Annotated in this window: 22 protein-coding genes; 14 read left to right on the top strand and 8 right to left on the bottom strand. The window is 65.6% G+C overall.

Translation table 11 applies throughout. The features are described from left to right. Positions 1–29 precede the first annotated feature (29 nt). From iscR to fdx, 7 genes are all read left to right on the top strand, one after another. Positions 30–563 (top strand): Fe-S cluster assembly transcriptional regulator IscR, encoded by a 534-nt coding sequence (iscR, locus tag JI745_RS04745; RefSeq protein WP_201804209.1) that lies wholly within the window; start codon positions 30–32, stop codon positions 561–563. Between the two features lie 27 nt (positions 564–590). Beyond that, positions 591–1,811, top strand: coding sequence for an IscS subfamily cysteine desulfurase (locus JI745_RS04740; RefSeq protein WP_201804207.1), 1,221 nt, complete (start codon positions 591–593; stop codon positions 1,809–1,811). A 33-nt stretch (positions 1,812–1,844) separates the two neighbouring features. Next, positions 1,845–2,231, top strand: a complete 387-nt coding sequence (gene iscU, locus JI745_RS04735) for a Fe-S cluster assembly scaffold IscU (RefSeq protein ID WP_201804206.1) — start codon at positions 1,845–1,847, stop codon at positions 2,229–2,231. Between the two features lie 2 nt (positions 2,232–2,233). Continuing rightward, positions 2,234–2,557 carry an iron-sulfur cluster assembly protein IscA gene (gene iscA / locus JI745_RS04730; protein WP_201812334.1) on the top strand — a complete coding sequence of 108 codons (324 nt, stop codon included), beginning with the start codon at positions 2,234–2,236 and terminating at the stop codon, positions 2,555–2,557. A 73-nt stretch (positions 2,558–2,630) separates the two neighbouring features. Continuing rightward, positions 2,631–3,149, top strand: coding sequence for a Fe-S protein assembly co-chaperone HscB (gene hscB, locus JI745_RS04725; protein WP_201804205.1), 519 nt, complete (start codon positions 2,631–2,633; stop codon positions 3,147–3,149). Positions 3,150–3,152: 3 nt separating this feature from the next. Then, the gene (hscA, locus tag JI745_RS04720; RefSeq protein WP_201804204.1) at positions 3,153–5,009 is read left to right on the top strand and encodes a Fe-S protein assembly chaperone HscA; all 1,857 of its coding nucleotides are present in this window, start codon (positions 3,153–3,155) and stop codon (positions 5,007–5,009) included. Between the two features lie 2 nt (positions 5,010–5,011). Continuing rightward, on the top strand, positions 5,012–5,350 hold the full coding sequence (gene fdx / locus JI745_RS04715) for an ISC system 2Fe-2S type ferredoxin (protein WP_201804203.1): 339 nt from the start codon (positions 5,012–5,014) through the stop codon (positions 5,348–5,350). Positions 5,351–5,477: 127 nt separating this feature from the next. Here the strand turns inward: fdx and JI745_RS04710 are convergent, their stop codons facing one another. The 8 genes from JI745_RS04710 to JI745_RS04675 all read right to left on the bottom strand — a co-directional run bounded on the left by JI745_RS04710 (position 5,478) and on the right by JI745_RS04675 (position 12,825). Then, entirely contained in the window at positions 5,478–5,936 is a 459-nt protein-coding gene (locus JI745_RS04710) for a chemotaxis protein CheX (RefSeq protein WP_201804202.1), read from the bottom strand. Beyond that, positions 5,933–6,307 carry a response regulator transcription factor gene (locus tag JI745_RS04705; RefSeq protein WP_201804201.1) on the bottom strand — a complete coding sequence of 125 codons (375 nt, stop codon included), beginning with the start codon at positions 6,305–6,307 and terminating at the stop codon, positions 5,933–5,935. Before JI745_RS04705 ends, JI745_RS04710 begins: the two co-directional genes overlap by 4 nt. Further along, positions 6,304–8,448 carry an ATP-binding protein gene (locus JI745_RS04700; RefSeq protein WP_201804200.1) on the bottom strand — a complete coding sequence of 715 codons (2,145 nt, stop codon included), beginning with the start codon at positions 8,446–8,448 and terminating at the stop codon, positions 6,304–6,306. Before JI745_RS04700 ends, JI745_RS04705 begins: the two co-directional genes overlap by 4 nt. A gap of 96 nt (positions 8,449–8,544) precedes the next feature. Then, positions 8,545–9,345, bottom strand: a complete 801-nt coding sequence (locus JI745_RS04695; RefSeq protein ID WP_201804198.1) for an ABC transporter ATP-binding protein — start codon at positions 9,343–9,345, stop codon at positions 8,545–8,547. Between the two features lie 19 nt (positions 9,346–9,364). Then, positions 9,365–10,270, bottom strand: a complete 906-nt coding sequence (gene ntrB / locus JI745_RS04690) for a nitrate ABC transporter permease (RefSeq protein WP_201804196.1) — start codon at positions 10,268–10,270, stop codon at positions 9,365–9,367. 27 nt (positions 10,271–10,297) lie between these two features. Then, positions 10,298–11,545, bottom strand: a complete 1,248-nt coding sequence (locus JI745_RS04685; protein WP_201804194.1) for an ABC transporter substrate-binding protein — start codon at positions 11,543–11,545, stop codon at positions 10,298–10,300. Between the two features lie 264 nt (positions 11,546–11,809). Further along, positions 11,810–12,460 (bottom strand): ANTAR domain-containing response regulator, encoded by a 651-nt coding sequence (locus JI745_RS04680; RefSeq protein WP_201804187.1) that lies wholly within the window; start codon positions 12,458–12,460, stop codon positions 11,810–11,812. A 77-nt stretch (positions 12,461–12,537) separates the two neighbouring features. Next, positions 12,538–12,825 (bottom strand): hypothetical protein, encoded by a 288-nt coding sequence (locus JI745_RS04675; RefSeq protein ID WP_201804186.1) that lies wholly within the window; start codon positions 12,823–12,825, stop codon positions 12,538–12,540. Positions 12,826–13,017: 192 nt separating this feature from the next. Between JI745_RS04675 and tsaD the strand changes: the two genes are divergently transcribed. The 7 genes from tsaD to secG all read left to right on the top strand — a co-directional run bounded on the left by tsaD (position 13,018) and on the right by secG (position 20,191). Beyond that, on the top strand, positions 13,018–14,049 hold the full coding sequence (gene tsaD / locus JI745_RS04670; protein ID WP_201804185.1) for a tRNA (adenosine(37)-N6)-threonylcarbamoyltransferase complex transferase subunit TsaD: 1,032 nt from the start codon (positions 13,018–13,020) through the stop codon (positions 14,047–14,049). Next, positions 14,046–15,197: a pyridoxal phosphate-dependent aminotransferase gene (locus JI745_RS04665; protein WP_201804179.1), complete on the top strand. Its 1,152-nt coding sequence runs from the start codon at positions 14,046–14,048 to the stop codon at positions 15,195–15,197. Before tsaD ends, JI745_RS04665 begins: the two co-directional genes overlap by 4 nt. Positions 15,198–15,345: 148 nt before the next feature. Then, positions 15,346–15,615 (top strand): 30S ribosomal protein S15, encoded by a 270-nt coding sequence (gene rpsO, locus JI745_RS04660; protein WP_201804177.1) that lies wholly within the window; start codon positions 15,346–15,348, stop codon positions 15,613–15,615. Between the two features lie 207 nt (positions 15,616–15,822). Beyond that, complete coding sequence (pnp, locus tag JI745_RS04655; RefSeq protein ID WP_201804169.1) at positions 15,823–17,943, top strand: polyribonucleotide nucleotidyltransferase; 2,121 nt, start codon at positions 15,823–15,825, stop codon at positions 17,941–17,943. Positions 17,944–17,989: 46 nt separating this feature from the next. Continuing rightward, positions 17,990–18,976: an NAD(P)H-quinone oxidoreductase gene (locus JI745_RS04650; RefSeq protein ID WP_201804166.1), complete on the top strand. Its 987-nt coding sequence runs from the start codon at positions 17,990–17,992 to the stop codon at positions 18,974–18,976. 19 nt (positions 18,977–18,995) lie between these two features. Beyond that, positions 18,996–19,736 (top strand): triose-phosphate isomerase, encoded by a 741-nt coding sequence (gene tpiA, locus JI745_RS04645; protein ID WP_201804165.1) that lies wholly within the window; start codon positions 18,996–18,998, stop codon positions 19,734–19,736. Between the two features lie 38 nt (positions 19,737–19,774). Beyond that, positions 19,775–20,191 carry a preprotein translocase subunit SecG gene (gene secG, locus JI745_RS04640; RefSeq protein WP_201804164.1) on the top strand — a complete coding sequence of 139 codons (417 nt, stop codon included), beginning with the start codon at positions 19,775–19,777 and terminating at the stop codon, positions 20,189–20,191. Positions 20,192–20,206: the final 15 nt, after the last annotated feature.

Below are 20,206 nucleotides of genomic sequence, written 5' to 3'. Positions count from 1 at the left end.
CGTGCTGTCACCGGCACCAGGAGGATTTCATGCGACTGACCACCAAAGGCCGTTTTGCCGTTACCGCCATGATCGATCTCGCGCTGCGCGAGAACACCGGCCCCGTTGCGCTGGCTGCCATCAGCGCTCGCCAGCAGATTTCTCTGTCCTACCTCGAGCAGTTGTTCGGCAAGTTGCGCCGTCACGAGCTTGTGGAAAGCACCCGTGGCCCCGGCGGTGGCTACTCGCTCGGCCGCAAGTCCGATGAGATCACCGTCGCCGACATCATCGTTGCCGTTGATGAACCCATCGATGCCACCGGCTGCGGCGGCAAGGAAAACTGCATGGGCGAAGACGCCGGCCGTTGCATGACGCACGACCTGTGGTCCAGCCTCAACGCCAAGATGATCGAGTACCTCGACTCCATCTCGCTGCGCAAACTCGTGGAGGAGCAGTTGGCCAAGGGCGTCTCGATCGAGGAGCACCCCGTCAAGCGCGCCATCTCCACGCAACCCGTCGTCAAGCCGATCAAGATCACCGCCCCCAATTCGGTGTTTGCACTCGGCGGGGCCATGAGCAAGTAAGTCAACCCGTCTCTTTCGCCTTTCGTCATGGACATGACCCAGCATTTCCCGATCTACATGGACTACGGCGCGACCACGCCGTGTGACCAGCGCGTGGTGGACGCGATGATTCCGTGGTTGCGCGAACATTTCGGCAACCCGGCGTCGCGCAGCCATGCATGGGGTTGGGAAGCCGAGGCCGCCGTGGAGAAGGCCCGCGAACAGGTGGCGGCGCTGATTGGGGCCGACCCCCGCGAGATCATCTGGACCTCGGGTGCCACCGAGTCCAATAACCTGGCCTTGAAGGGTGCCGCACAGTTTTACAAGACACGCGGCAAGCACCTCATCACCGTCAAGACCGAGCACAAGGCCGTGCTCGACACCATGCGCGAGCTGGAGCGCCAGGGCTTCGAGGTGACCTACCTCGATGTGCGGGAAGACGGCTTGCTGGACCTGGACAAGCTCAAGGCCGCGATGCGCCCCGACACCATCCTCGTGTCGGTGATGTACGTGAACAACGAGATCGGCGTCATTCAAGACGTGGCCGCGATCGGCACGCTGTGCCGCGAGCGCGGGATCATCTTCCACGTCGACGCGGCGCAAGCCACCGGCAAGGTCGAGATCGACCTCGCCAAGCTGCCCATCGACCTGATGAGCCTGGCGTCCCACAAGACCTACGGCCCCAAGGGCATCGGCGCGCTCTACGTGCGCCGCAAGCCGCGTGTGCGCATCGAAGCGCAGATGCACGGCGGTGGCCATGAGCGCGGCATGCGTTCGGGCACGCTGCCCACGCACCAGATCGTCGGCATGGGCGAAGCCTTCCGCATCGCCCGTGAAGAGATGGGTGTGGAGAGCGAGCGTGTGCGCATGCTGCACAAGCGCCTGGTGGAGGGGCTGTCCGACATCGAGCAGACCTTCCTCAACGGCCACCCCACGCAGCGTGTGCCGCACAACCTGAACATGTCGTTCAACTTCGTCGAGGGCGAGTCCCTGATCATGGGCATCAAGGGCATCGCGGTGTCGTCGGGCTCCGCCTGTACCTCGGCGAGCCTGGAGCCGAGCTACGTGCTGCGTGCGCTCGGCCGCAGCGACGAGCTTGCGCACTCGTCGCTGCGTATGACCATCGGCCGCTTCACGACCGTGGACGAGATCGACTACGTGATCGCCACGCTGAAGGACCGCGTGGCCAAGTTGCGCGAGCTGTCGCCGCTGTGGGAGATGCACAAGGACGGCATCGACCTGAGCACCATCCAATGGGCTGCTCACTGACCACCGGCGCACGAAGGATTCTGGAGTACTGACATGGCATACAGCGAAAAGGTCGTAGACCACTATGAGAACCCGCGCAACGTGGGTTCGTTCGAAAAGGGTGATGACAGCGTGGGCACCGGCATGGTCGGCGCCCCGGCGTGCGGCGACGTGATGAAGCTGCAGATCAAGGTGAACCCGGCGACGGGCTTGATCGAAGACGCGAAGTTCAAGACTTATGGCTGCGGCTCCGCCATCGCGTCGAGCTCGCTCGTCACCGAATGGGTGAAGGGCAAGTCGCTCGACGAAGCGCTGACCATCAAGAACACGCACATTGCTGAAGAGCTGGCGCTGCCGCCGGTGAAGATCCACTGCTCGATCCTGGCCGAAGACGCGATCAAAGCCGCCGTCAACGACTACAAGGCGAAGAAGGCGCACTGATGATGGCGGTCACGCTGACGGAAGCGGCGGCACGCCATGTGACGCGCTATCTCACCAAACGCGGCAAGGGCGTCGGCGTGCGCCTGGGCGTGAAGACGACCGGCTGTTCGGGCCTCGCCTACAAGCTTGAATACGCCGATGACGTGGCGCCGGAAGACATCGTCTTCGAAGGCCACGGCGTGAAGGTGCTGATCGATCCCAAGAGCCTGCCTTACCTCGACGGCACCGAACTCGATTTCGTGCGCGAGGGCCTCAACGAAGGCTTCAAGTTCCACAACCCGCGCGAAAAGGATCGCTGCGGGTGCGGTGAATCGTTCCGGGTCTGAACCCGGGTGATGTGCATCAGGCGCGGCATGAGTCGCGCCTTTGTTTTGTCTGTACCTCTGAATCGAGCGTGCCGTGAAGCTGGACGACGATGACTTCGCCCTGTTCGGCCTGCCGCGGCGCCATGCGCTGGAACGCGCTGCGCTCGACAACCGCTGGCGCGAGCTGCAAGCGCAGGTGCACCCCGACAAGTTCGCGGCCGATGGTGCGGCGGCCAAGCGGGTGGCGATGCAGTGGGCGGTGCGGGTCAACGAGGCGTACCGGCGCCTGAAGGACCCGGTGAAGCGCGCCGCCTACCTCTGCGAGTTGAACGGCGTTCAGGTGCACAGCGAGAGCAACACCTCGATGCCCACGGGCTTCCTGATGCAGCAGATGGAATGGCGTGAGGCGCTCGAAGAGGCGACGCTGCTGAGCGACGTGGAAGCGTTGGCCGACAGCGTGGCAACGCACCGGCGCCATGCCCTCGAACAACTCGCTGCCACCTGCGACGAGCGGGGTGATTTCAACGCCGCCGCCGAACAGGTCAGAGCCCTCATGTTCGTCGAGCGCTTTGCCGACGACATCGATCAGCGCCTGGAAGCGCTGGGACAATAAGACATGGCCTTGCTTCAGATTTCAGAGCCGGGCGAGAGCCCGGACCCGCACCAGCGGCGCATCGCGGTCGGCATCGACCTCGGCACCACGCACTCGTTGGTGGCGGCCGTGCGTCATGGCGTGCCCGAATGTCTGCCCGATGCGCAAGGTCGCGTGATCCTGCCTTCGGTGGTGCGCTACCTCGACAAGACACGCCGCCAGATCGGCCACGAGGCGCATGCCGAGGCAGCGGTGGATCCGGCAAACACCATCGTGTCCGTCAAACGCTTCATGGGCCGAGGCCTGGCCGACATCGCCCAGCGCGACAAGCTGCCGTATGACTTCGTGGATGCGCCCGGCATGGTGCAGCTGCGCACGGCGGCCGGCGTGAAGTCGCCGGTGGAAGTCTCGGCTGAGATCCTCGCCACGCTTCGCCAGCGCGCCGAAGACAGCTTCGACGACGAGATCTTCGGTGCCGTGATCACGGTGCCCGCCTATTTCGACGATGCCCAACGCCAGGCGACGAAGGATGCTGCGCAACTCGCCGGCCTCAACGTGCTGCGCCTCATCAACGAGCCCACCGCGGCCGCCATCGCCTATGGGCTGGAGAACGGCAGCGAAGGCCTGTACGCGGTGTACGACCTCGGCGGAGGCACCTTCGACGTGTCGCTGCTGCGCCTGAGCCAGGGTGTGTTCGAGGTGGTCGCGACGGGCGGCGATTCCGCGCTCGGTGGGGACGACTTCGATCGCCTGCTTGCCGACTGGGCGCTCACGAAAGCCGGCCTGCGCGCGACCACGCCGCAAGACAAGCGCGCCGTGATGGTCGCCGCGCGTGCGGCCAAGGAAAAACTCTCGAGCAGCGACCACGCGACCCTGGCCTGCCCGCTGGCCGAAGGCGAACTCTCGGTGCGTGTGACACGCGACGAATTCCAGCAGCTCGGCGCCGAGCTCATCGGCCGCACCATCGGCGCGCTGCGCAAGGTCCTGCGCGACGCGAAGGCGGCCAAGGACGATGTGCAGGGCGTCGTGATGGTCGGCGGCTCGACCCGCATGCCGCAGGTGCAGGCAGCCGTGGCCGAGTTCTTCGGCAAGGCGCCATTGACCAATCTGAACCCGGACGAGGTCGTTGCGCTTGGCGCGGCCATCCAGGCGAACGCGCTGGCCGGCAACACCGGTGCCGATGAACTGCTGCTGCTCGACGTGATCCCGCTGTCCCTGGGCCTCGAGACCATGGGCGGCCTGGTCGAACGCATCATCCCGCGCAACAGCACCATCCCCACCGCCCGCGCACAGGACTTCACCACGTTCAAGGACGGCCAGACCGCGATGGCCATCCACGTCGTGCAGGGCGAGCGCGAGCTGGTGAGCGACTGCCGTTCGCTCGCACGCTTCGAACTGCGCGGCATTCCACCGATGGTGGCGGGCGCGGCGCGCATCCGCGTGAGCTTCCAGGTCGATGCCGATGGGCTGCTGGCCGTCAGTGCGCGCGAAGAAACCTCGGGCGTGCAGGCCTCGATCAACGTCAAGCCGAGCTATGGCCTGACGGACGACGAGGTGGCGCGCATGCTGACCGAGAGCTTCACCACCGCCGAGTCCGACATGAAGGCCCGCAGCCTGCGCGAATCGCGTGTCGAGGCCGAGCGAATGCTGCTGGCCACCGCCTCGGCGCTGCAAGCCGATGGCGACCTGCTCAGTGCCGAAAGCCGCGTCGAGATCGACGCCCTCATGCAAGCCCTCGACCAAATCCGACAGGGCGACGACCACGCCGCCATCGACACCGCCGTGGAAGCGCTCGCGAAAGGCACCGAGGCCTTTGCCGCCGAGCGCATGAACCGCGGCATCCGCCATGCCCTCGCCGGCCGCAAGGTGGAAGAAGTCTGACCATGCCCATCATCAAGATCCTTCCCCATCCCGAGTACTGCCCCCAAGGTGCCAGCATCGAGGCCCCCTCGGGCACGTCGATCTGCGAAGCCCTGCTCGACAACCACATCGAGATCGAACACGCCTGCGACATGAGCTGCGCCTGCACGACCTGCCACGTGGTGGTGCGCGAGGGCTTCAACTCGCTGGGTGAACTGGACGAGGCCGAAGAAGATCTGCTCGACCGCGCCTGGGGCCTGGAAGCCACCTCGCGCCTCTCGTGCCAGGCGATCCTGGCGCAGCAGGACGTGACGATCGAGATCCCGAAGTACTCGATCAATCACGCCAAAGAGAAGCACTGAGAAAAGAACCCTCTGACCGCATGGGCCAGAGGGTGGAGAAAGGGCTTGGGCCCTACTGAGGAGACAGAAGGCAGGCGATGAGCACCTGCAATCCTTCAGTCTGCAAGCATCGTGCCCGCTCTGCCGATCAGGCCGCTTCCGCGAGGTCCACGCAGACGACGCCCGGGTAACGGTTCCAGCGGAAGGTGATCACGTAGGGATGCAGGCGCGTGCGAGCGCCACCTGAAGGCTTCCCGTGCACCACCTTGGGTACTGAAATCTCCAGATCCTTGCCCAGTGACCTGCGGGCGTTGCCGGCCAGCGTGTTGGCGATCTCGCCCACCGCGTCGAGCAGGCTGTTTTGCGACAGGTCGGTCTCCTTCTGGATCAGCAACAGCTCCTTCAGGGCCGCCGCGGGTAGCGACACCACCACCTGCCCGCGGTAGCGGCCCGAGAAGCTCACGATGCCATTGAAGTCGTGCCCCGGCACGGCATCGACGCCCAGGTAGGCCGAGGTGATCTCCGGCTCGATGTGGCTCGTGACGTCGAAGTAGCGCCGCACCGAATCGACGAACAGGCGCAGGTCGGATTCTTTCAATGCGCTCATAGCTGATGGTCGAGAAGCCCCTTGAGGGCGAGTTGCAGTCCGTCGTCGGAAAAGGGCTTGGGCAGGAAGCCGTGGGCGCCGAGCCGCAGCGCGCGGATCGCGGTCGACTTGTCGTCGAGTGCGCTGATCACGAGGATGCGCGTGCGGGGGTGCATGCCAAGCAGGATGGGGATGCACTCCAGGCCGTCCATCTCGGGCATCGTGAGGTCCATTGTCACGATGTCCGGCGCGGCGGTTCGGGCGGCGCGCAGGGCCTCTTCGCCATTGCGGGCGAGACCCAGCAAGGTGACCTCGCCCAGCGCGCCGGTCTGCACGACGCGCGCGATGCGCGAGCGCACCATGTTCGAGTCGTCAACGACCAGGAGCTTCATGTGGCGAGACGCACGCGGAACGTCGTGCCTTCCTGTGCTCGGCTGGACACCAGCAGCCGTGCCCCCAGGCGCCGCACCTCGTGCGCCACGATGTCCAGCCCGACGCCACGGCCCGCGTGTTCGCCGGCCGATTCAGCGGTGCTGAAGCCAGGTTTGAACACCTGCGCCACGATCTGCGACACGCTCATCTCGGCCAGCTGCGCCTCGTTGAACCAGCCGAGCGACAGCAGGCGTTGCCGCACGCGCTCGGGGTTGAGGCCGCCGCCATCGTCGCGCACCAGCAGGTGCACCTGGTCGGTTTCGTCGCGTGCGACTTCGACGTCGATGCGTGCACGCACCGGCTTGCCACGTGCCTCGCGGGTGGCGGCATCTTCCACGCCGTGGACCACCGCGTTGCGCACCAGTTGGACGGCGATCTGCGTCAGTGCGTCGCGCACGCGGGTCGGCAGCTCGGTGATGGCATCGAGCTTCGTGTTGAGGCGTGCCGGTTTCGCGGTGTCGTCGGCGATGCGCTCGACCAGGGCGCTGAGCTGGGCGCCGAGTGCGTCGACGCCGGGCTGAGGCGCAACCTCGGGAAGGCGATGCCGATCACGCAGCACCGAGCGCTTGAGCGCCTGCAGGCGGGTCAGCAGCTCCTCCAGCGGCAAGGGCAGGGCGAGCAGGGCTTCGCCGCTCATCGTGGCCGCTTCTCGCAATGGCTGCAACTGCGACTCGAATTCATGCGCCGTGCTGGCCAGCAGCTCCAGGGACAGCATCGAAGCCTCGCCCTTCACCGCATGCACGTGTCGGTACATGCGGTCGACGGTGCGGCGCAGCTGTTTGCCGTCGGAGCCGGCGTCGACCTGGCGCAACAGGTCGTTGACTTCGAGCAGGCTGGCCTCGGTGCGGTCGACGAAGGCGGCGAGCGCGGCGGGGTCCGCCTCGAAGGCCTGCACCAGCAGGTCGAACTCGCGCTGCGCGCGCTTCTGCTCGCCTTCGAGCTTGCGCTCGAGCTCGATGCGCGGCGTCACGTCCTGCACGGTCACGAGCAGGTGCTTAACGCTCTTGTCTTCGACCACGCGGCTGAATTGCATCGACAGGAAGCGCTGGCGCTTCTGGCCGAGCGAGTCGGTCTGCGTGAGCTCCACCTCGGTCAGCGGGTTGATGCTCTGCACCAGGTCTTCCTTCACGTGCGGCGTGAAGAGGAGCTGGATGTAGCCGCGGGCATCTTCCAGCGTCTTGGCCGACACCAGCGGCGACAGCAGGAGGATGAAGTTGTCGCCGGGCTGCGTCGCGCGGCCGAACATCCCGCTCACCGAGTGCGAGATCTGCGTGCCGAGCGTCATCTCGGGCGTCAGCAGGAAGAGGCCTTCGCGCACGACGGAGAGGATCTCCTGTGTCTCGCCGCTGGCCTGTTCCACCGCGGCGTCCGACTGGCGCAGACGGCGGATGAACTTGAAGAGGATGAAGAGAAAGTTGAGCAGCGCGAGCACGATGCCGCCCGTCTGCACCATGCGCAGCACCGAGGCGCGCTGCGAGGCGGCGGCCTCCAGGTCGGTCGTCAGCTCGTTCATCATGCCGAGCAGCGCGACGTTGTTGGCACGGGCGTAGTCGGCCGCCGCCTTCACGTAGGCGGCATGCGAAGCGCTGCCCGATTCGCGCAACAGATCCATCTGCCGGCGCCACGGCTCCCAGATCGAGACGGCGCGGGCCAGGATGTCGGCACTCTTCGGGCCCGAGGCCGCGGGCAGGTAGACCGGCCGGCCATCGCCGCCCGTCACCTGCGCGCCGTTGCGAAACCCCTGCAGCGTGTTGTCGAACAAGCGGCTGGCGTTGTGAAGCTCGTCGAGCAGGCTCTGTGGGATCGGACCACTCGCGACGGCCAGTTCACTTGCGTAGAGCGCCTTCGACATGCGCTGCGACAACATGCGCTGCCGGCCGGCCAGGTTGATGGAGACCGCGTCTTCGGCGATCTGAAAGGAGACATAGAAGTTCAACACCAGCACCGCCAGGTCGAACAGCAGGAAGAACGCCACCGCGATGATGATCTCGCGGTACTTGCCCAGATTGAATTGCACCTTGCGGCCGGTGCGCCTCAGCAGGGGTGGGGCGGATGGAAGGGCAGGGGAGATCGCAAGACCGGGCGCGCCGGGTGATGACATGGGTCCTCCTCAATAACGCGTCATGCGTGTGACAGTGTTCTTGCAAGCAAGCCGCGGACCTTCCCGTCCGCGGCGCTTGCCCCAACGACTTGCGGCTCAGGCGGCCGCTTTTTCCACGTGGCCGTGGCGGGTGTACAGGAAGTCGAGCACTTCCTTGCGGTAGTGGACGTAGCGGGTGTCTTCCGCCAGGTCCACGCGGTTGCGCGGGCGCTCGAGCTCGATGGACAGGATCTCGCCGATGGTGGCGGCCGGCCCGTTGGTCATCATCACGATGCGGTCTGACAGCAGGACGGCTTCGTCCACGTCGTGCGTCACCATCACCACGGTGCTCTTGGTGCGGGACACGATCTTCAGCAGCTCGTCCTGCAGGTGAGCGCGGGTCAGGGCGTCGAGGGCGCCGAAGGGCTCGTCCATCAGCAGGACCTTGGGCTCCATCGCCAGCGCACGGGCGATGCCCACACGCTGCTTCATGCCGCCGGAAATCTCATGGGGGCGCTTGCTGACCGCATGGCCCATGTTGACCAGTTCCAGCGCGGCGATGGTGCGCTGCTTCAGCTGTGCCTTGGTCTCCTTGCCGCCGAAGACACGCTCCACCGCGAGGTGGACATTTTCGTAGCAGGTGAGCCAGGGCAGCAGCGAGTGGTTCTGGAACACCACCGCGCGCTCGGGCCCAGGGGCGGCGATCTCGCGGTTGTCGCACAGCAGCGCACCGCTCGAGGGCAGCGTGAGGCCGGCGATCAGGTTGAGCAACGTCGACTTGCCGCAGCCCGAGTGGCCGATGAGCGTGACGAACTCGCCTTGGGCCACATCGAGGTTGATCTCGCGCAGCGCATGGAAGCGACCCTTCTTGGTGGTGAACACCATCTCGGCCTGCTGCACTTGAATGAAGTTCTTCATGGTGTGGGGCTCCAGTCGATCAGGTTTCGGCGTAGGTGAACTTCTTGGCGACCGTGATGAGCAGCCACTCGAGCAGCAGGCCCACGATGCCGATCACGAAGATCGCGATGAGGATGTGCGTGACGTTGAGGTTGTTCCACTCGTCCCACACCCAGAACCCGATGCCCACGCCGCCGGTCAGCATCTCGGCCGCCACGATCACGAGCCACGCGGTGCCCACCGAGAGGCGAACGCCGGTCAGCATGTAGGGCAGCACGGCGGGGAAGAGGATCTGCGTGATGATCTTCCACTCCGACAGGTTGAGCACGCGCGCCACGTTGAGATAGTCGCTCGGCACACGTTGCACGCCCACCGCGGTGTTGATGATCATCGGCCAGATGGAGCAGATGAAGATCGTCCAGATGGCGGCCGGGTTGGCGGCCTTGAAGACGAGCAGCCCGATCGGCAGCCAGGCCAGCGGAGACACGGGGCGCAGCAGGCTGATCAGCGGCGACACCATGTTCGACAGGAAGGCGAAGCGGCCGATCATGAAACCGAGCGGGATGCCAACGAGTGCCGCCAAGCCGAAGCCCACTGCGACGCGCTGCAGCGAGAACAGGATGTTCCAGCCGATGCCCTGGTCGTTCGGGCCCTTGCTGTAGAACGGGTCGCTGAAGACCTTGATCGCCTCTTCGAAGGTGGCACCCGGGGTCGGGAAGTTGCCGCCCTTCATCGTGAGCAGATGCCAGATGCCCACCAGCAGCGCGATGCCGATGATCGGCGGCAACACCTTGAGCCAGAGGCCCGACCAGTCGAAGGCAGGCCGGGGTGACTTGGCGACCGGCTCTGCCACCACCGGCTTGGCGGTGGCGCTGGCAGAGGCGGCCTTGGCGGCACGCTCCTGCTTCGAGGCGTCAAGGGGGGAATGAAAGACTGCACTGACCATGGCGTACTCCTTGGGGTGATGTCGTCGTCAAGCCTTGATGGCAAAACCGTCTGCGTACTTCTTCGGGTCCTTGCCGTCCCAGACCACGCCATCGACCATCTTGCTGGGGCGAAGCGCGTCCTTGGGCACGCTGACCTTCATGGCGGTGGCAGCTTCCTTGTAGAGGTCGATCTGGTTGATCTGCTTGGCCACCGCGAGGTAGTCGGGGTGGTCCTTGATCAGGCCCCAGCGCTTGTGCTGGGTGAGGAACCACATGCCGTCGCTGAGGTAGGGGAAGTTGACCGAGCCGTCGTTGAAGAACTTCATGTGGTTCGGGTCGTCCCAGGTCTTGCCGAGGCCGTTCTGGTAGCGGCCGAGGATGCGCTGGTTGATCGCGTCCACACCGGTGTTGACGTAGCTCTTGTCGGCGACCGTTTCGGCCATCTTCAGCTTGTTCTGCAGGCTGGCGTCGATCCATTTGCTGGCCTCGAGGATCGCCATCACGACGGCGCGCGAGGTGTTGGGGTACTTCTTGACGAACTCCGATGTGGTGCCGAGCGCCTTCTCCGGGTGGTCCTTCCAGATGTCCTGCGTGGTGACGCCGGTGATGCCGATGCCGTCCATGATGGCGCGGTGACCCCAGGGCTCGCCGACGCAGTAGCCGTCCATGTTGCCCACGCGCATGTTGGCCACCATCTGCGGCGGCGGCACGGTGATGACCTTGGCGTCCTTCATCGGGTTGATGCCGTAGGTGGCGAGCCAGTAGTACAGCCACATGGCGTGCGTGCCGGTCGGGAAGGTCTGCGCGAAGGTGTACTCGCGCTTGTCGGCCTTCATCAGCTTGGCGAGCGACGGGCCGTCGACAGCACCCTTCTCCGACAGCTTCTTCGACAGCGTGATGGCCTGACCGTTGTGGTTCAGGTTCATCAGGATGGCCATGTCTTTCTTCGGGCCCGACACGCCGAGGTGCACGCCGTAGATCAGGCCCCACAGCACGTGGGCCATGTCGAGCTCGCCGTTGACGAGCTTGTCGCGCACGCCGGCCCACGAGGCCTCCTTGGTGGGGATGATCTTGATGCCGTATTTCTTGTCGAAGCCGAGCACCGAGGCCATAACCACCGAGGCGCAGTCGGTCAGCGGGATGAAGCCGATCTTGACTTCTTCCTTCTCGGGCTTGTCGGAGCCAGCGGCGTAGACGGCGGTGTTGAGGCCGGGGACAAGGCCCGTGGCGCTTGTGGCGGCAGCGGCTTTGATGATGGTGCGGCGGCTCATGAGTGCCTTTCGTTCGATGGTCATGGCGTGGTCTCGGTGCGTGAGTGAAATGACGAAGCGACTAAAGAGAGAAAACAAAAAGGCGTCCGCACTTGCTGGGGGTTAGCCCAACGCGTGGGGACGCCATCGTCCTGTCGACACCGCACCGTCTTTGGTGCGCTGCCGATGTCTTCAGAAGATCGCCGTTGACCTTCTGCCGTTCATTTCGCAAGGCCCGTGCCAGGGCTTTTTGCGGTGTTTCGGGTGTTGCACTGCACCAAGGCGGTGTGCGAACGCGTGCGCCGCACCTCAGCCGAGCAGGTCGCTCACATCAATGAGGCGCTGCGCCACATCAGAGAGCTTCAGGCGTTTCTCCATTGCGGTGCGTCGCAGCCTTGCGTAGGCCTCTTCTTCACTTAGGCCGTGGTGGCGGATCAGCAGTGCCTTCGCGCGGTCGATCAGTTTGCGGTCTGACAACTCCGTCCGTGCGTCGGCCAGCTCGCGGCGCAGCCCCTCTTCGTGCTGGAAGCGCGCCATGGCAACGTCGAGCACGGGCTTCACGCGCTCGGGCGCGAGGCCGGCCACCACATAGGCGGTCACCCCCGCCGCAATGGCAGCGCCCACGTGGGTCGTGTCGTCGTCGTTCGTGAAGAGCACGATCGGGCGGCGCTCCTCGCGCGTGGCCATCACCACATGCTCCAGGGTGTCGCGCGCCTGGCTTTCGGCGTCGACGATGATCATGTCGGGCGCGATTTGCGCGAGGCGGTCGGGCAGGAAGACGTCGGCCGGCAGCACGGCCACGATGTTGTAGCCGTGCTCCAACAGGCCGATGCGCAGCGCGCGCGAACGTTCCGCCTCGGTGCCGGCTTCAGGGTCGGACGCATCGGGTGCGAGGTCGGGCGCCACGATGACGATGCGCAGGGTGGTCGCCGGAATAGCAGGGCGCAGGGGCGCTTTCATGGTGCATGAATGAGCAACATCCACGCCAGAAAGCAAAAAGCCCGCGGGACGCGGGCTTCGTGATGGAGTTGGCAGTTTCAGTGGTCCCTGGCCGACGTATTCAGGGCCTTGCGCAACCAGCCACCCAGAGGGCGCAGCGAGTCGAAGACGGATTCGTTGGCGAACAGCTCTCGGTCGACCAGCAGGTCGCGACTTTCGAGCATGTCGAGAAAGTCGCGGACCTCCTGCCGTTTCAGGCCGCTGGCCGACACCAGCTGGCTGATGGTCATGTAGCGGTGCGACAGGTCGGTGAGCATGCGCCGGTAGGCCATGCGGTGGTAGGGCGCGGGCAACTCGGCCCAGGCCAGCAGACGGTATTCCTTCATGCGGATCCCCCAACGACTCTCATATTTGTGTGCCCGGCACACGCAGGTTTCGGGCCGGGACGCGCAGGGTAGAGCGCCATTGCGGTGCATTGGAAGGGGCGAGGGTGGCGTTTGCGGGAAAACACCGATGGGCTGCTGTAGGGATCCACAGCCTTTTCAGGGCCGAGTGTTGTGCTCGGTACACTCGTCGCGATGAAAGTCCTGGGGGTTGAGTCGTCGTGCGATGAAACGGGTGTGGCGCTGGTCGAGGCTGGTGCCGAGGGTGTTCCGAAGCTGCTCGCCCAGGCCTTGCACAGCCAGATCGACATGCACCAGGCCTATGGCGGCGTGGTGCCCGAGCTGGCCTCGCGTGACCACATCCGGCGGGTCCTGCCGTTGACGGGCCATGTGCTGGCTGAGGCGGGGTGTGCGTTGCAAGGCATTGATGTGGTCGCCTATACCCGCGGCCCGGGTCTGGCCGGTGCGCTGCTCGTGGGGGCCGGGGTGGCGTGCTCCCTGGCGGCGGCGCTCGGCAAGCCGGTGGTGGGAGTGCATCACCTGGAAGGACATCTGCTGTCGCCATTCCTGTCGGTCGACCCGCCCGAGTTTCCGTTCGTGGCCCTGCTCGTGTCGGGCGGGCACACGCAGCTGATGCGGGTCGACGACGTCGGCAGCTATGAACTGCTGGGCGAGACCATCGACGACGCGGCAGGCGAGGCCTTCGACAAGTCGGCCAAGATGCTGGGCCTGGGCTACCCGGGCGGGCCTGCGCTGGCACGCCTGGCCGAGTTTGGCAGTGCCGACGCCTTCGAGCTGCCGCGTCCGCTGCTGCACAGCGGGAATCTCGATTTTTCGTTTGCGGGCCTCAAGACGGCGGTGCGCACCCAGGCGCTGAAGTTCGGCTCCAACGTCTGTGAGCAGGACAAGGCGCACCTCGCGGCCTCGACCCAACAAGCGATCGTCGAGGTGCTGGTCAAGAAGTCGCTCGCGGCGTTGAAGCAGACCGGCCTGAAGCGCCTGGTGGTTGCGGGCGGCGTGGGGGCCAACGCCCGCCTTCGTGAGCAGCTGAATTCCGCTTGCGTCAAGCGAGGCGCGAAAGTGCACTATCCCGAGCTGGCCCTGTGCACCGACAACGGCGCCATGATCGCCCTGGCCGCGGCGATGCGGCTGCAGCGCGGCCTGGCTCAGCCGCGCCGGGAATACGGGTTCAACGTGCAGCCACGCTGGGATTTGTCGACCGTATGAGAAACGCCATCGCCAGCCTGCCGGGCTCCAGGATCCGCGAAGTGGCCAACGCCGGCATCGGCCGCAGCGACGTGCTGGCCTTCTGGTTCGGTGAGAGCGACGAGGTCACGCCCAGCCCGGCGCGGGACGCCGCCATCGCCTCACTGCAGGCAGGCGAGACCTTCTATTCGCACAACCTCGGGCTGCCGGCGCTGCGCGAGGCGCTCAGCACCTACGTGAGCGAGCTGCACCTGCCGGTCGCGGCGGAGCGCATCGCGGTCACCTCGTCCGGTGTGAGCGCCTTGATGCTGGCGAGCCAGCTCCTCCTGGAACCCGGCGACGAGGTGGTGGCCGTGGTGCCGGTGTGGCCCAACGTGACGGCGCAGCCGGTGATCCTCGGCGCACGGGTGAATCGGGTGTCGCTCGCGGTGCGCGAGGGTGCCTGGGAGCTCGACCTGCAGGCGCTGCTGGAGGCCATCACACCGCGCACGCGCGCCGTGATCCTGAATGCACCGAACAACCCGACCGGCTGGACGCTGACGCGCGCCGAGCAGCAGGCCATCCTCGACCGCTGCCGCCTGACCGGCAGCTGGATCGTGGCCGACGAGGTCTACGAGCGCCTCTATTTCGAACCCGGCCACCGGGCGGCGCCTAGCTTCCTGGACATCGCCGACCCGGCCGACCGGCTCGTCGTCGCACACAGCTTCTCCAAGAGCTTTCTGATGACTGGCTGGCGTCTGGGCTGGCTGGTGCTGCCCGCGGGGCTGTCGGGCGAGGTGGCCAAGTTGATCGAGTTCAACACCTCCTGCGCGCCGGTGTTCGTGCAGAAGGGGGGCCTGGCGGCGCTGGCCCAGGCCGGGGAGTCGGTGTCTGGGCTGGTCAGCCGGCTGCAGGTGTGCCGAGACACGCTCGTCCCGCGCTTGGCGTCGTTGCCCCGGGTGACAGTGGCGGTGCCCCGTGGCGGGATGTATGCCTTCTTTCGCGTCGAGGGCGAAAACGACTCCCTGGCCTTCGCGAAGCGCTTGGTCGAACGCCACGGCCTTGGGCTCGCCCCCGGTTCGGCTTTTGGCGATGAAGCGGAGGGCTGGCTGCGCTGGTGCTTCGCGGCCCGCGACCCTGCCCGGCTTGTGCAAGGGGTGGACCGACTGGCTGAGGCCCTTCGGCTATAATCGACGGGCTTTGCGCTCGCCGGTCTGCCGGTGGCACAGGCACCAAGCACGGCGCGGGAAGGTTTCTCCCGCTACCGCAAGTCGCAACACCGGAAACCGCAGCGTCATTAATGCAGGCGCCGGCGACCGGATTTTTCTGGAAACTGACATGTCTGTCGCTGATATCAAGAAGGCCGAAATCGTCAAGGCCAATGCCCGCAGTGCTGCCGACACTGGCTCCCCCGAAGTCCAAGTCGCGCTGCTGACCGCTCGCATCAACGAGCTGACCCCCCACTTCAAGACCCACCTGAAGGACCACCACGGCCGCCGTGGCCTCCTGAAGATGGTCAACACCCGCAAGAGCCTCTTGGCCTACCTCAAGAACAAGGACGCAGAGCGCTACACCGCTCTGATCCAGAAGCTCGGTCTGCGCAAGTAAGCCGAAGCTAAAAGTGAAGAGCCTGTCTGGACCTCTGCCAGCACAGGCTCTTTGCATTTGGAGACCGACAGCCACTGATGACGATGTGTCATTCCACCGGCGCTTCTTCTGAAGCCGAGCCCCGCTGGAATGGCATCGCGCCAGGTTGTTGTGCTCCGGGCAGAAGGCGCCGCCCGTGAAGGCGCTGACAAGCAATAGGAGAGACGCATGAGCATGTTCAACAAAGTCACCAAAACCTTCCAGTGGGGCCAGCACACCGTCAAGCTGGAAACCGGCGAGATCGCCCGCCAAGCTTCCGGTGCGGTGCTCGTCGACATGGAAGACACCGTGGTGCTCGCCACCGTCGTGGGCGCCAAGAACGCCAAGCCTGGTCAGGACTTCTTCCCCCTGACCGTCGACTACCTCGAAAAGACCTACGCCGCCGGCAAGATCCCGGGCAGCTTCTTCAAGCGTGAAGGCCGCCCGAGCGAGCTCGAGACCCTGACCTCGCGTCTGATCGACCGCCCGCTGCGCCCGCTGTTTCCGGACGGCTTCTACAACGAGGTGCAGGTCGTGATCCACGTCCTGTCGCTGAACCCCGAAGTCTCGGCCGACATCCCCTCGCTGATCGGCGCGAGCGCTGCGCTGGCCATCTCCGGCATCCCGTTCAACGGCCCGATTGGTGCCGCACGCGTGGGCTACATCAACGGCGAGTACGTGCTGAACCCCGGCAAGACCCAGCTGCTCGATTCGCAGATGGACCTCGTGGTTGCCGGCACTCAGGCCGCGGTGCTGATGGTCGAGTCCGAAGCACAGCAGCTGAGCGAAGAAGTGATGCTCGGCGGCGTGGTCTTCGGCCACGAGCAAGGCAACATCGCCATCGCCGCGATCAACGAGCTGGTGCGTGATGCCGGCAAGCCGGCCTGGGATTGGCAGCCGCCCGCGAAGGACGAGACCTTCATTGGCAAGGTCACCCAGCTTGCCGAAGAGAAGCTGCGCGCCGCCTACCAGATCCGCTCCAAGCAGGCCCGCACGCAAGCCACCCGCCAGGCCACGGCCGACGTGTTCGCCGCGCTCGATGCAGAAGGCACCGAGTACGACAAGGTGAAGGTCGAGACCATCCTGTTCGAGATCGAGGCTCGCATCGTGCGCAGCCAGATCCTGTCGGGCGAGCCCCGCATCGACGGCCGCGACACCCGCACCGTGCGCCCGATCGAGATCCGCAACGGCGTGCTGCCGCGCGTGCATGGCTCGGCGCTCTTCACCCGTGGCGAGACGCAGGCGCTGGTCGCCGCCACCCTCGGCACCGACCGTGACTCGCAGAAGATCGACGCGCTCGCGGGCGAGTTCAGCGAGCACTTCATGCTCCACTACAACATGCCCCCGTTTGCCACCGGCGAAACCGGCCGCGTGGGTTCGCCGAAGCGCCGCGAGATCGGCCACGGCCGTCTGGCCAAGCGCGCGCTGGTCGCCGTGCTGCCGGACCGTGTCGAGTTCCCGTATTCGATGCGCGTGGTTTCCGAGATCACGGAGTCGAACGGCTCCTCGTCGATGGCCTCCGTGTGCGGCGGCTGCCTCGCGCTGATGGACGCCGGCGTGCCCCTCAAGGCGCACGTGGCCGGCATTGCCATGGGCCTGATCAAGGACGGCAACCGCTTCGCCGTGCTGACCGACATCCTGGGCGATGAAGATCACCTGGGCGACATGGACTTCAAGGTCGCCGGCACCACCGCGGGCGTGACCGCCCTGCAGATGGACATCAAGATCCAGGGCATCACCAAGGAAATCATGCAGGTCGCCCTGGCCCAGGCCAAGGAAGCCCGCCTGCACATCCTTGGCAAGATGACCGAAGCGATGGGCGAGGCCAAGGCCGAGGTGTCGCAGTTCGCACCGCGCCTGTACACGATGAAGATCAACCCCGAGAAGATCCGTGACGTGATCGGCAAGGGCGGCGCGACCATCCGCGCGCTGACCGAAGAGACCGGCACGACGATCGACATCGGCGAAGACGGCACCATCACCATCGCCTCAGCCGACGCCGACAAGGCAGCCTACGCCAAGAAGCGCATCGAAGAGATCACCGCCGAAGTGGAAGTGGGCAAGGTCTACGAAGGCCCGATCACCAAGATCCTGGAATTCGGTGCGCTCGTGAACCTGCTGCCGGGCAAGGATGGCCTGCTGCACATCAGCCAGATCGCGCACCAGCGCGTCGAGAAGGTCACCGACTTCCTGAAGGAAGGCCAGATCGTCAAGGTCAAGGTGCTCGAGACCGACGAGAAGGGTCGCGTCAAGCTGTCGATGAAGGCCCTGATCGAACGCGAACCGCAGGCGCCTGCCACGCAGGAGTGATGCGGAGCGGGCGGCGACCGTCGCTGCCTGCCTGCTTCTTGACGCCATGAAAGCCATCGAAATCTCGTCCTACGGCAAGCCGGACGTGCTGCGTCCGGTCGATCGCCCCACGCCCTCTGCGGGGGCGGGGGAGGTGCTGATCCGTGTCAGCGCCTCTGGCGTCAACCGGCCTGACGTGCTGCAGCGCAAGGGGCACTATCCGGTGCCACCCGGTGCGTCCGACTTGCCGGGGCTCGAAGTCGCCGGCGTCATCATCGACGGCGACCGCGAAGCGATGCGCGCTGCAGGCTTCAAGCCCGGTGATCGCGTCTGTGCGCTGGTGGCCGGTGGCGGTTATGCCGAGCAGTGCGTGGCGCCGATCGGGCAGTGCCTGCCGGTGCCGGGCTCGCTGAGCGATGTCGAGGCGGCCAGCCTGCCCGAGACCTTTTTCACTGTCTGGTCGAACGTGTTCGACCGCGGTGGCCTGAAGGCGGGCGAGACCTTCCTCGTGCAAGGTGGGACCAGCGGCATCGGCGTGACGGCCATTCAGCTTGCCAAGGCGGTGGGCGCGACGGTGATCGCCACCGCGGGCTCCGACGAGAAGTGCGAGGCCTGCCGCTCGCTCGGTGCCGACCATGCGATCAACTACCGCAGCCAGGACTTCGTCGCCGAAGTGGCGCGTATCACCGAGAAGCGCGGCGTCGATGTCGTGCTGGACATGGTCGCCGGCGACTACGTGGCGCGTGAGCTGAGCTGCCTGGCCGAAGACGGCCGGCTGGTCATCATCGCAGTGCAGGGCGGGGTGGAAGCGCGCATCGACGCAGGTGTCGTGATGCGCAAGCGCCTCACCGTCACCGGCTCCACGCTGCGGCCGCGTCCGGTCGCGTTCAAGACGGCCATCGCGCAGTCTCTGCGCGCGAAGGTGTGGCCCTGGTTGGCTTCGGGCGCGGTCAAACCGGTGATCTTCAAGACCTTCCCGGCCGAACAGGCAGCGCAGGCCCACGCGTTGATGGAATCGAACGAGCACATCGGCAAGATCGTGCTCACGTGGTGAACCTCTAGGAATCGAATCGATGCGTCGCAAACTCGTGGTGGGCAACTGGAAGATGAACGGCAGCCGTGTGGCCAATGCCGAGTTGCTGGCTGCACTGAAGGAAGCCGAGCCGTGGGATGCCGCAGTGGCGGTGTGCGCGCCGTTTCCGTATCTCGCCGACACGGCGCTCTCGCTACAAGGCAGCCGCATGCAATGGGGGGCGCAGGACTGCTCGGCCCACGAATCGGGTGCGTACACCGGTGAGGTGTCGGCTGGCATGCTGGCCGAGTTCGGCTGCCACTTCGTGATCGTCGGCCACTCGGAGCGCCGAGCGCTCCATGCCGAGTCGGATCAATTGGTCGCCGACAAGACCAAGATCGCGCTGGCCCACAAGCTGACGCCGATTGTGTGCGTCGGCGAAACACTGGCCGAACGCGAAGCAGGCCAGACCGATGCGGTCGTCAAGCGCCAGCTGTCGGCGGTGATTCACACGCTCGGCCACTGCATCTCGCAGGTGGTCGTGGCCTATGAGCCGGTGTGGGCCATCGGCACCGGCAAGACCGCCACGCCCGAGCAAGCGCAGGCCGTGCACGCGGTGTTGCGTGCTCAACTGCATGCCGCCACCGAAAAATCAGGCGAGATGCTCATCCTCTACGGTGGCAGCGTGAAGGCCGACAACGCCAAGCACCTGTTCGCCCAAGCCGACATCGACGGCGGTCTCATCGGCGGTGCGTCGTTGAAGGCTGCCGATTTCGCTGCCATCTGCAAAGCCGCCGCCTGAGCGTCGGCCCTGAAGAACAAAACCTGGAGCTCGTAGCAATGCAAGTGTTGATGAATGTCGTGTTGGTGCTGCAGATCGTGACCGCGTTGGCCATGATCGGGTTGGTGTTGATCCAGCACGGCAAGGGCGCCGACATGGGCGCATCGTTTGGCAGCGGTTCATCGGGCAGCCTTTTTGGCGCCAGCGGAAGTGCCAATTTCCTGTCCCGTTCCACCGCGGTATGCGCTGCGATCTTCTTCTGCTGCACCCTGGCTCTTGCCTACAGCGCCAACACGCGCTCCGGTGCCACGCCCAGCGACAGCGTTCTCGATCGCGCAGGGGCGGCACCCGCGGCTGCGAGTGCTCCTGCGAGCAGTGCGGTACCGGCTGCGGCGGTGATCCCAGGGGCAGCGCCTGCTACTTCGACGTCCGCGCCCTCGGCCTCTGCGCCTGCCTCGATCCCGGGCAGCAAGTGATGTGAAACGCCGGGC

The organism is Piscinibacter sp. HJYY11 (genome assembly GCF_016735515.1).
Taxonomy (GTDB): domain Bacteria; phylum Pseudomonadota; class Gammaproteobacteria; order Burkholderiales; family Burkholderiaceae_C; genus Rhizobacter.
The sequence above is the reverse complement of the archived record's forward strand: the minus strand, read 5'-3'. Positions and strand labels throughout refer to the sequence as shown.

What these genes read in the sequence shown, in the direction of transcription:
- iscR (WP_201804209.1), top strand. Translation starts at nt 30, where the DNA reads ATGCGACTGACCACCAAAGGCCGTTTTGCCGTTACCGCCATGATCGAT.
- JI745_RS04740 (WP_201804207.1), top strand. Translation starts at nt 591, where the DNA reads ATGGACATGACCCAGCATTTCCCGATCTACATGGACTACGGCGCGACC.
- iscU (WP_201804206.1), top strand. Translation starts at nt 1,845, where the DNA reads ATGGCATACAGCGAAAAGGTCGTAGACCACTATGAGAACCCGCGCAAC.
- iscA (WP_201812334.1), top strand. Translation starts at nt 2,234, where the DNA reads ATGGCGGTCACGCTGACGGAAGCGGCGGCACGCCATGTGACGCGCTAT.
- hscA (WP_201804204.1), top strand. Translation starts at nt 3,153, where the DNA reads ATGGCCTTGCTTCAGATTTCAGAGCCGGGCGAGAGCCCGGACCCGCAC.
- fdx (WP_201804203.1), top strand. Translation starts at nt 5,012, where the DNA reads ATGCCCATCATCAAGATCCTTCCCCATCCCGAGTACTGCCCCCAAGGT.
- JI745_RS04710 (WP_201804202.1), bottom strand. Translation starts at nt 5,936, where the DNA reads ATGAGCGCATTGAAAGAATCCGACCTGCGCCTGTTCGTCGATTCGGTG.
- JI745_RS04705 (WP_201804201.1), bottom strand. Translation starts at nt 6,307, where the DNA reads ATGAAGCTCCTGGTCGTTGACGACTCGAACATGGTGCGCTCGCGCATC.
- JI745_RS04700 (WP_201804200.1), bottom strand. Translation starts at nt 8,448, where the DNA reads ATGTCATCACCCGGCGCGCCCGGTCTTGCGATCTCCCCTGCCCTTCCA.
- JI745_RS04695 (WP_201804198.1), bottom strand. Translation starts at nt 9,345, where the DNA reads ATGAAGAACTTCATTCAAGTGCAGCAGGCCGAGATGGTGTTCACCACC.
- ntrB (WP_201804196.1), bottom strand. Translation starts at nt 10,270, where the DNA reads ATGGTCAGTGCAGTCTTTCATTCCCCCCTTGACGCCTCGAAGCAGGAG.
- JI745_RS04685 (WP_201804194.1), bottom strand. Translation starts at nt 11,545, where the DNA reads ATGACCATCGAACGAAAGGCACTCATGAGCCGCCGCACCATCATCAAA.
- JI745_RS04680 (WP_201804187.1), bottom strand. Translation starts at nt 12,460, where the DNA reads ATGAAAGCGCCCCTGCGCCCTGCTATTCCGGCGACCACCCTGCGCATC.
- JI745_RS04675 (WP_201804186.1), bottom strand. Translation starts at nt 12,825, where the DNA reads ATGAAGGAATACCGTCTGCTGGCCTGGGCCGAGTTGCCCGCGCCCTAC.
- tsaD (WP_201804185.1), top strand. Translation starts at nt 13,018, where the DNA reads ATGAAAGTCCTGGGGGTTGAGTCGTCGTGCGATGAAACGGGTGTGGCG.
- JI745_RS04665 (WP_201804179.1), top strand. Translation starts at nt 14,046, where the DNA reads ATGAGAAACGCCATCGCCAGCCTGCCGGGCTCCAGGATCCGCGAAGTG.
- rpsO (WP_201804177.1), top strand. Translation starts at nt 15,346, where the DNA reads ATGTCTGTCGCTGATATCAAGAAGGCCGAAATCGTCAAGGCCAATGCC.
- pnp (WP_201804169.1), top strand. Translation starts at nt 15,823, where the DNA reads ATGAGCATGTTCAACAAAGTCACCAAAACCTTCCAGTGGGGCCAGCAC.
- JI745_RS04650 (WP_201804166.1), top strand. Translation starts at nt 17,990, where the DNA reads ATGAAAGCCATCGAAATCTCGTCCTACGGCAAGCCGGACGTGCTGCGT.
- tpiA (WP_201804165.1), top strand. Translation starts at nt 18,996, where the DNA reads ATGCGTCGCAAACTCGTGGTGGGCAACTGGAAGATGAACGGCAGCCGT.
- secG (WP_201804164.1), top strand. Translation starts at nt 19,775, where the DNA reads ATGCAAGTGTTGATGAATGTCGTGTTGGTGCTGCAGATCGTGACCGCG.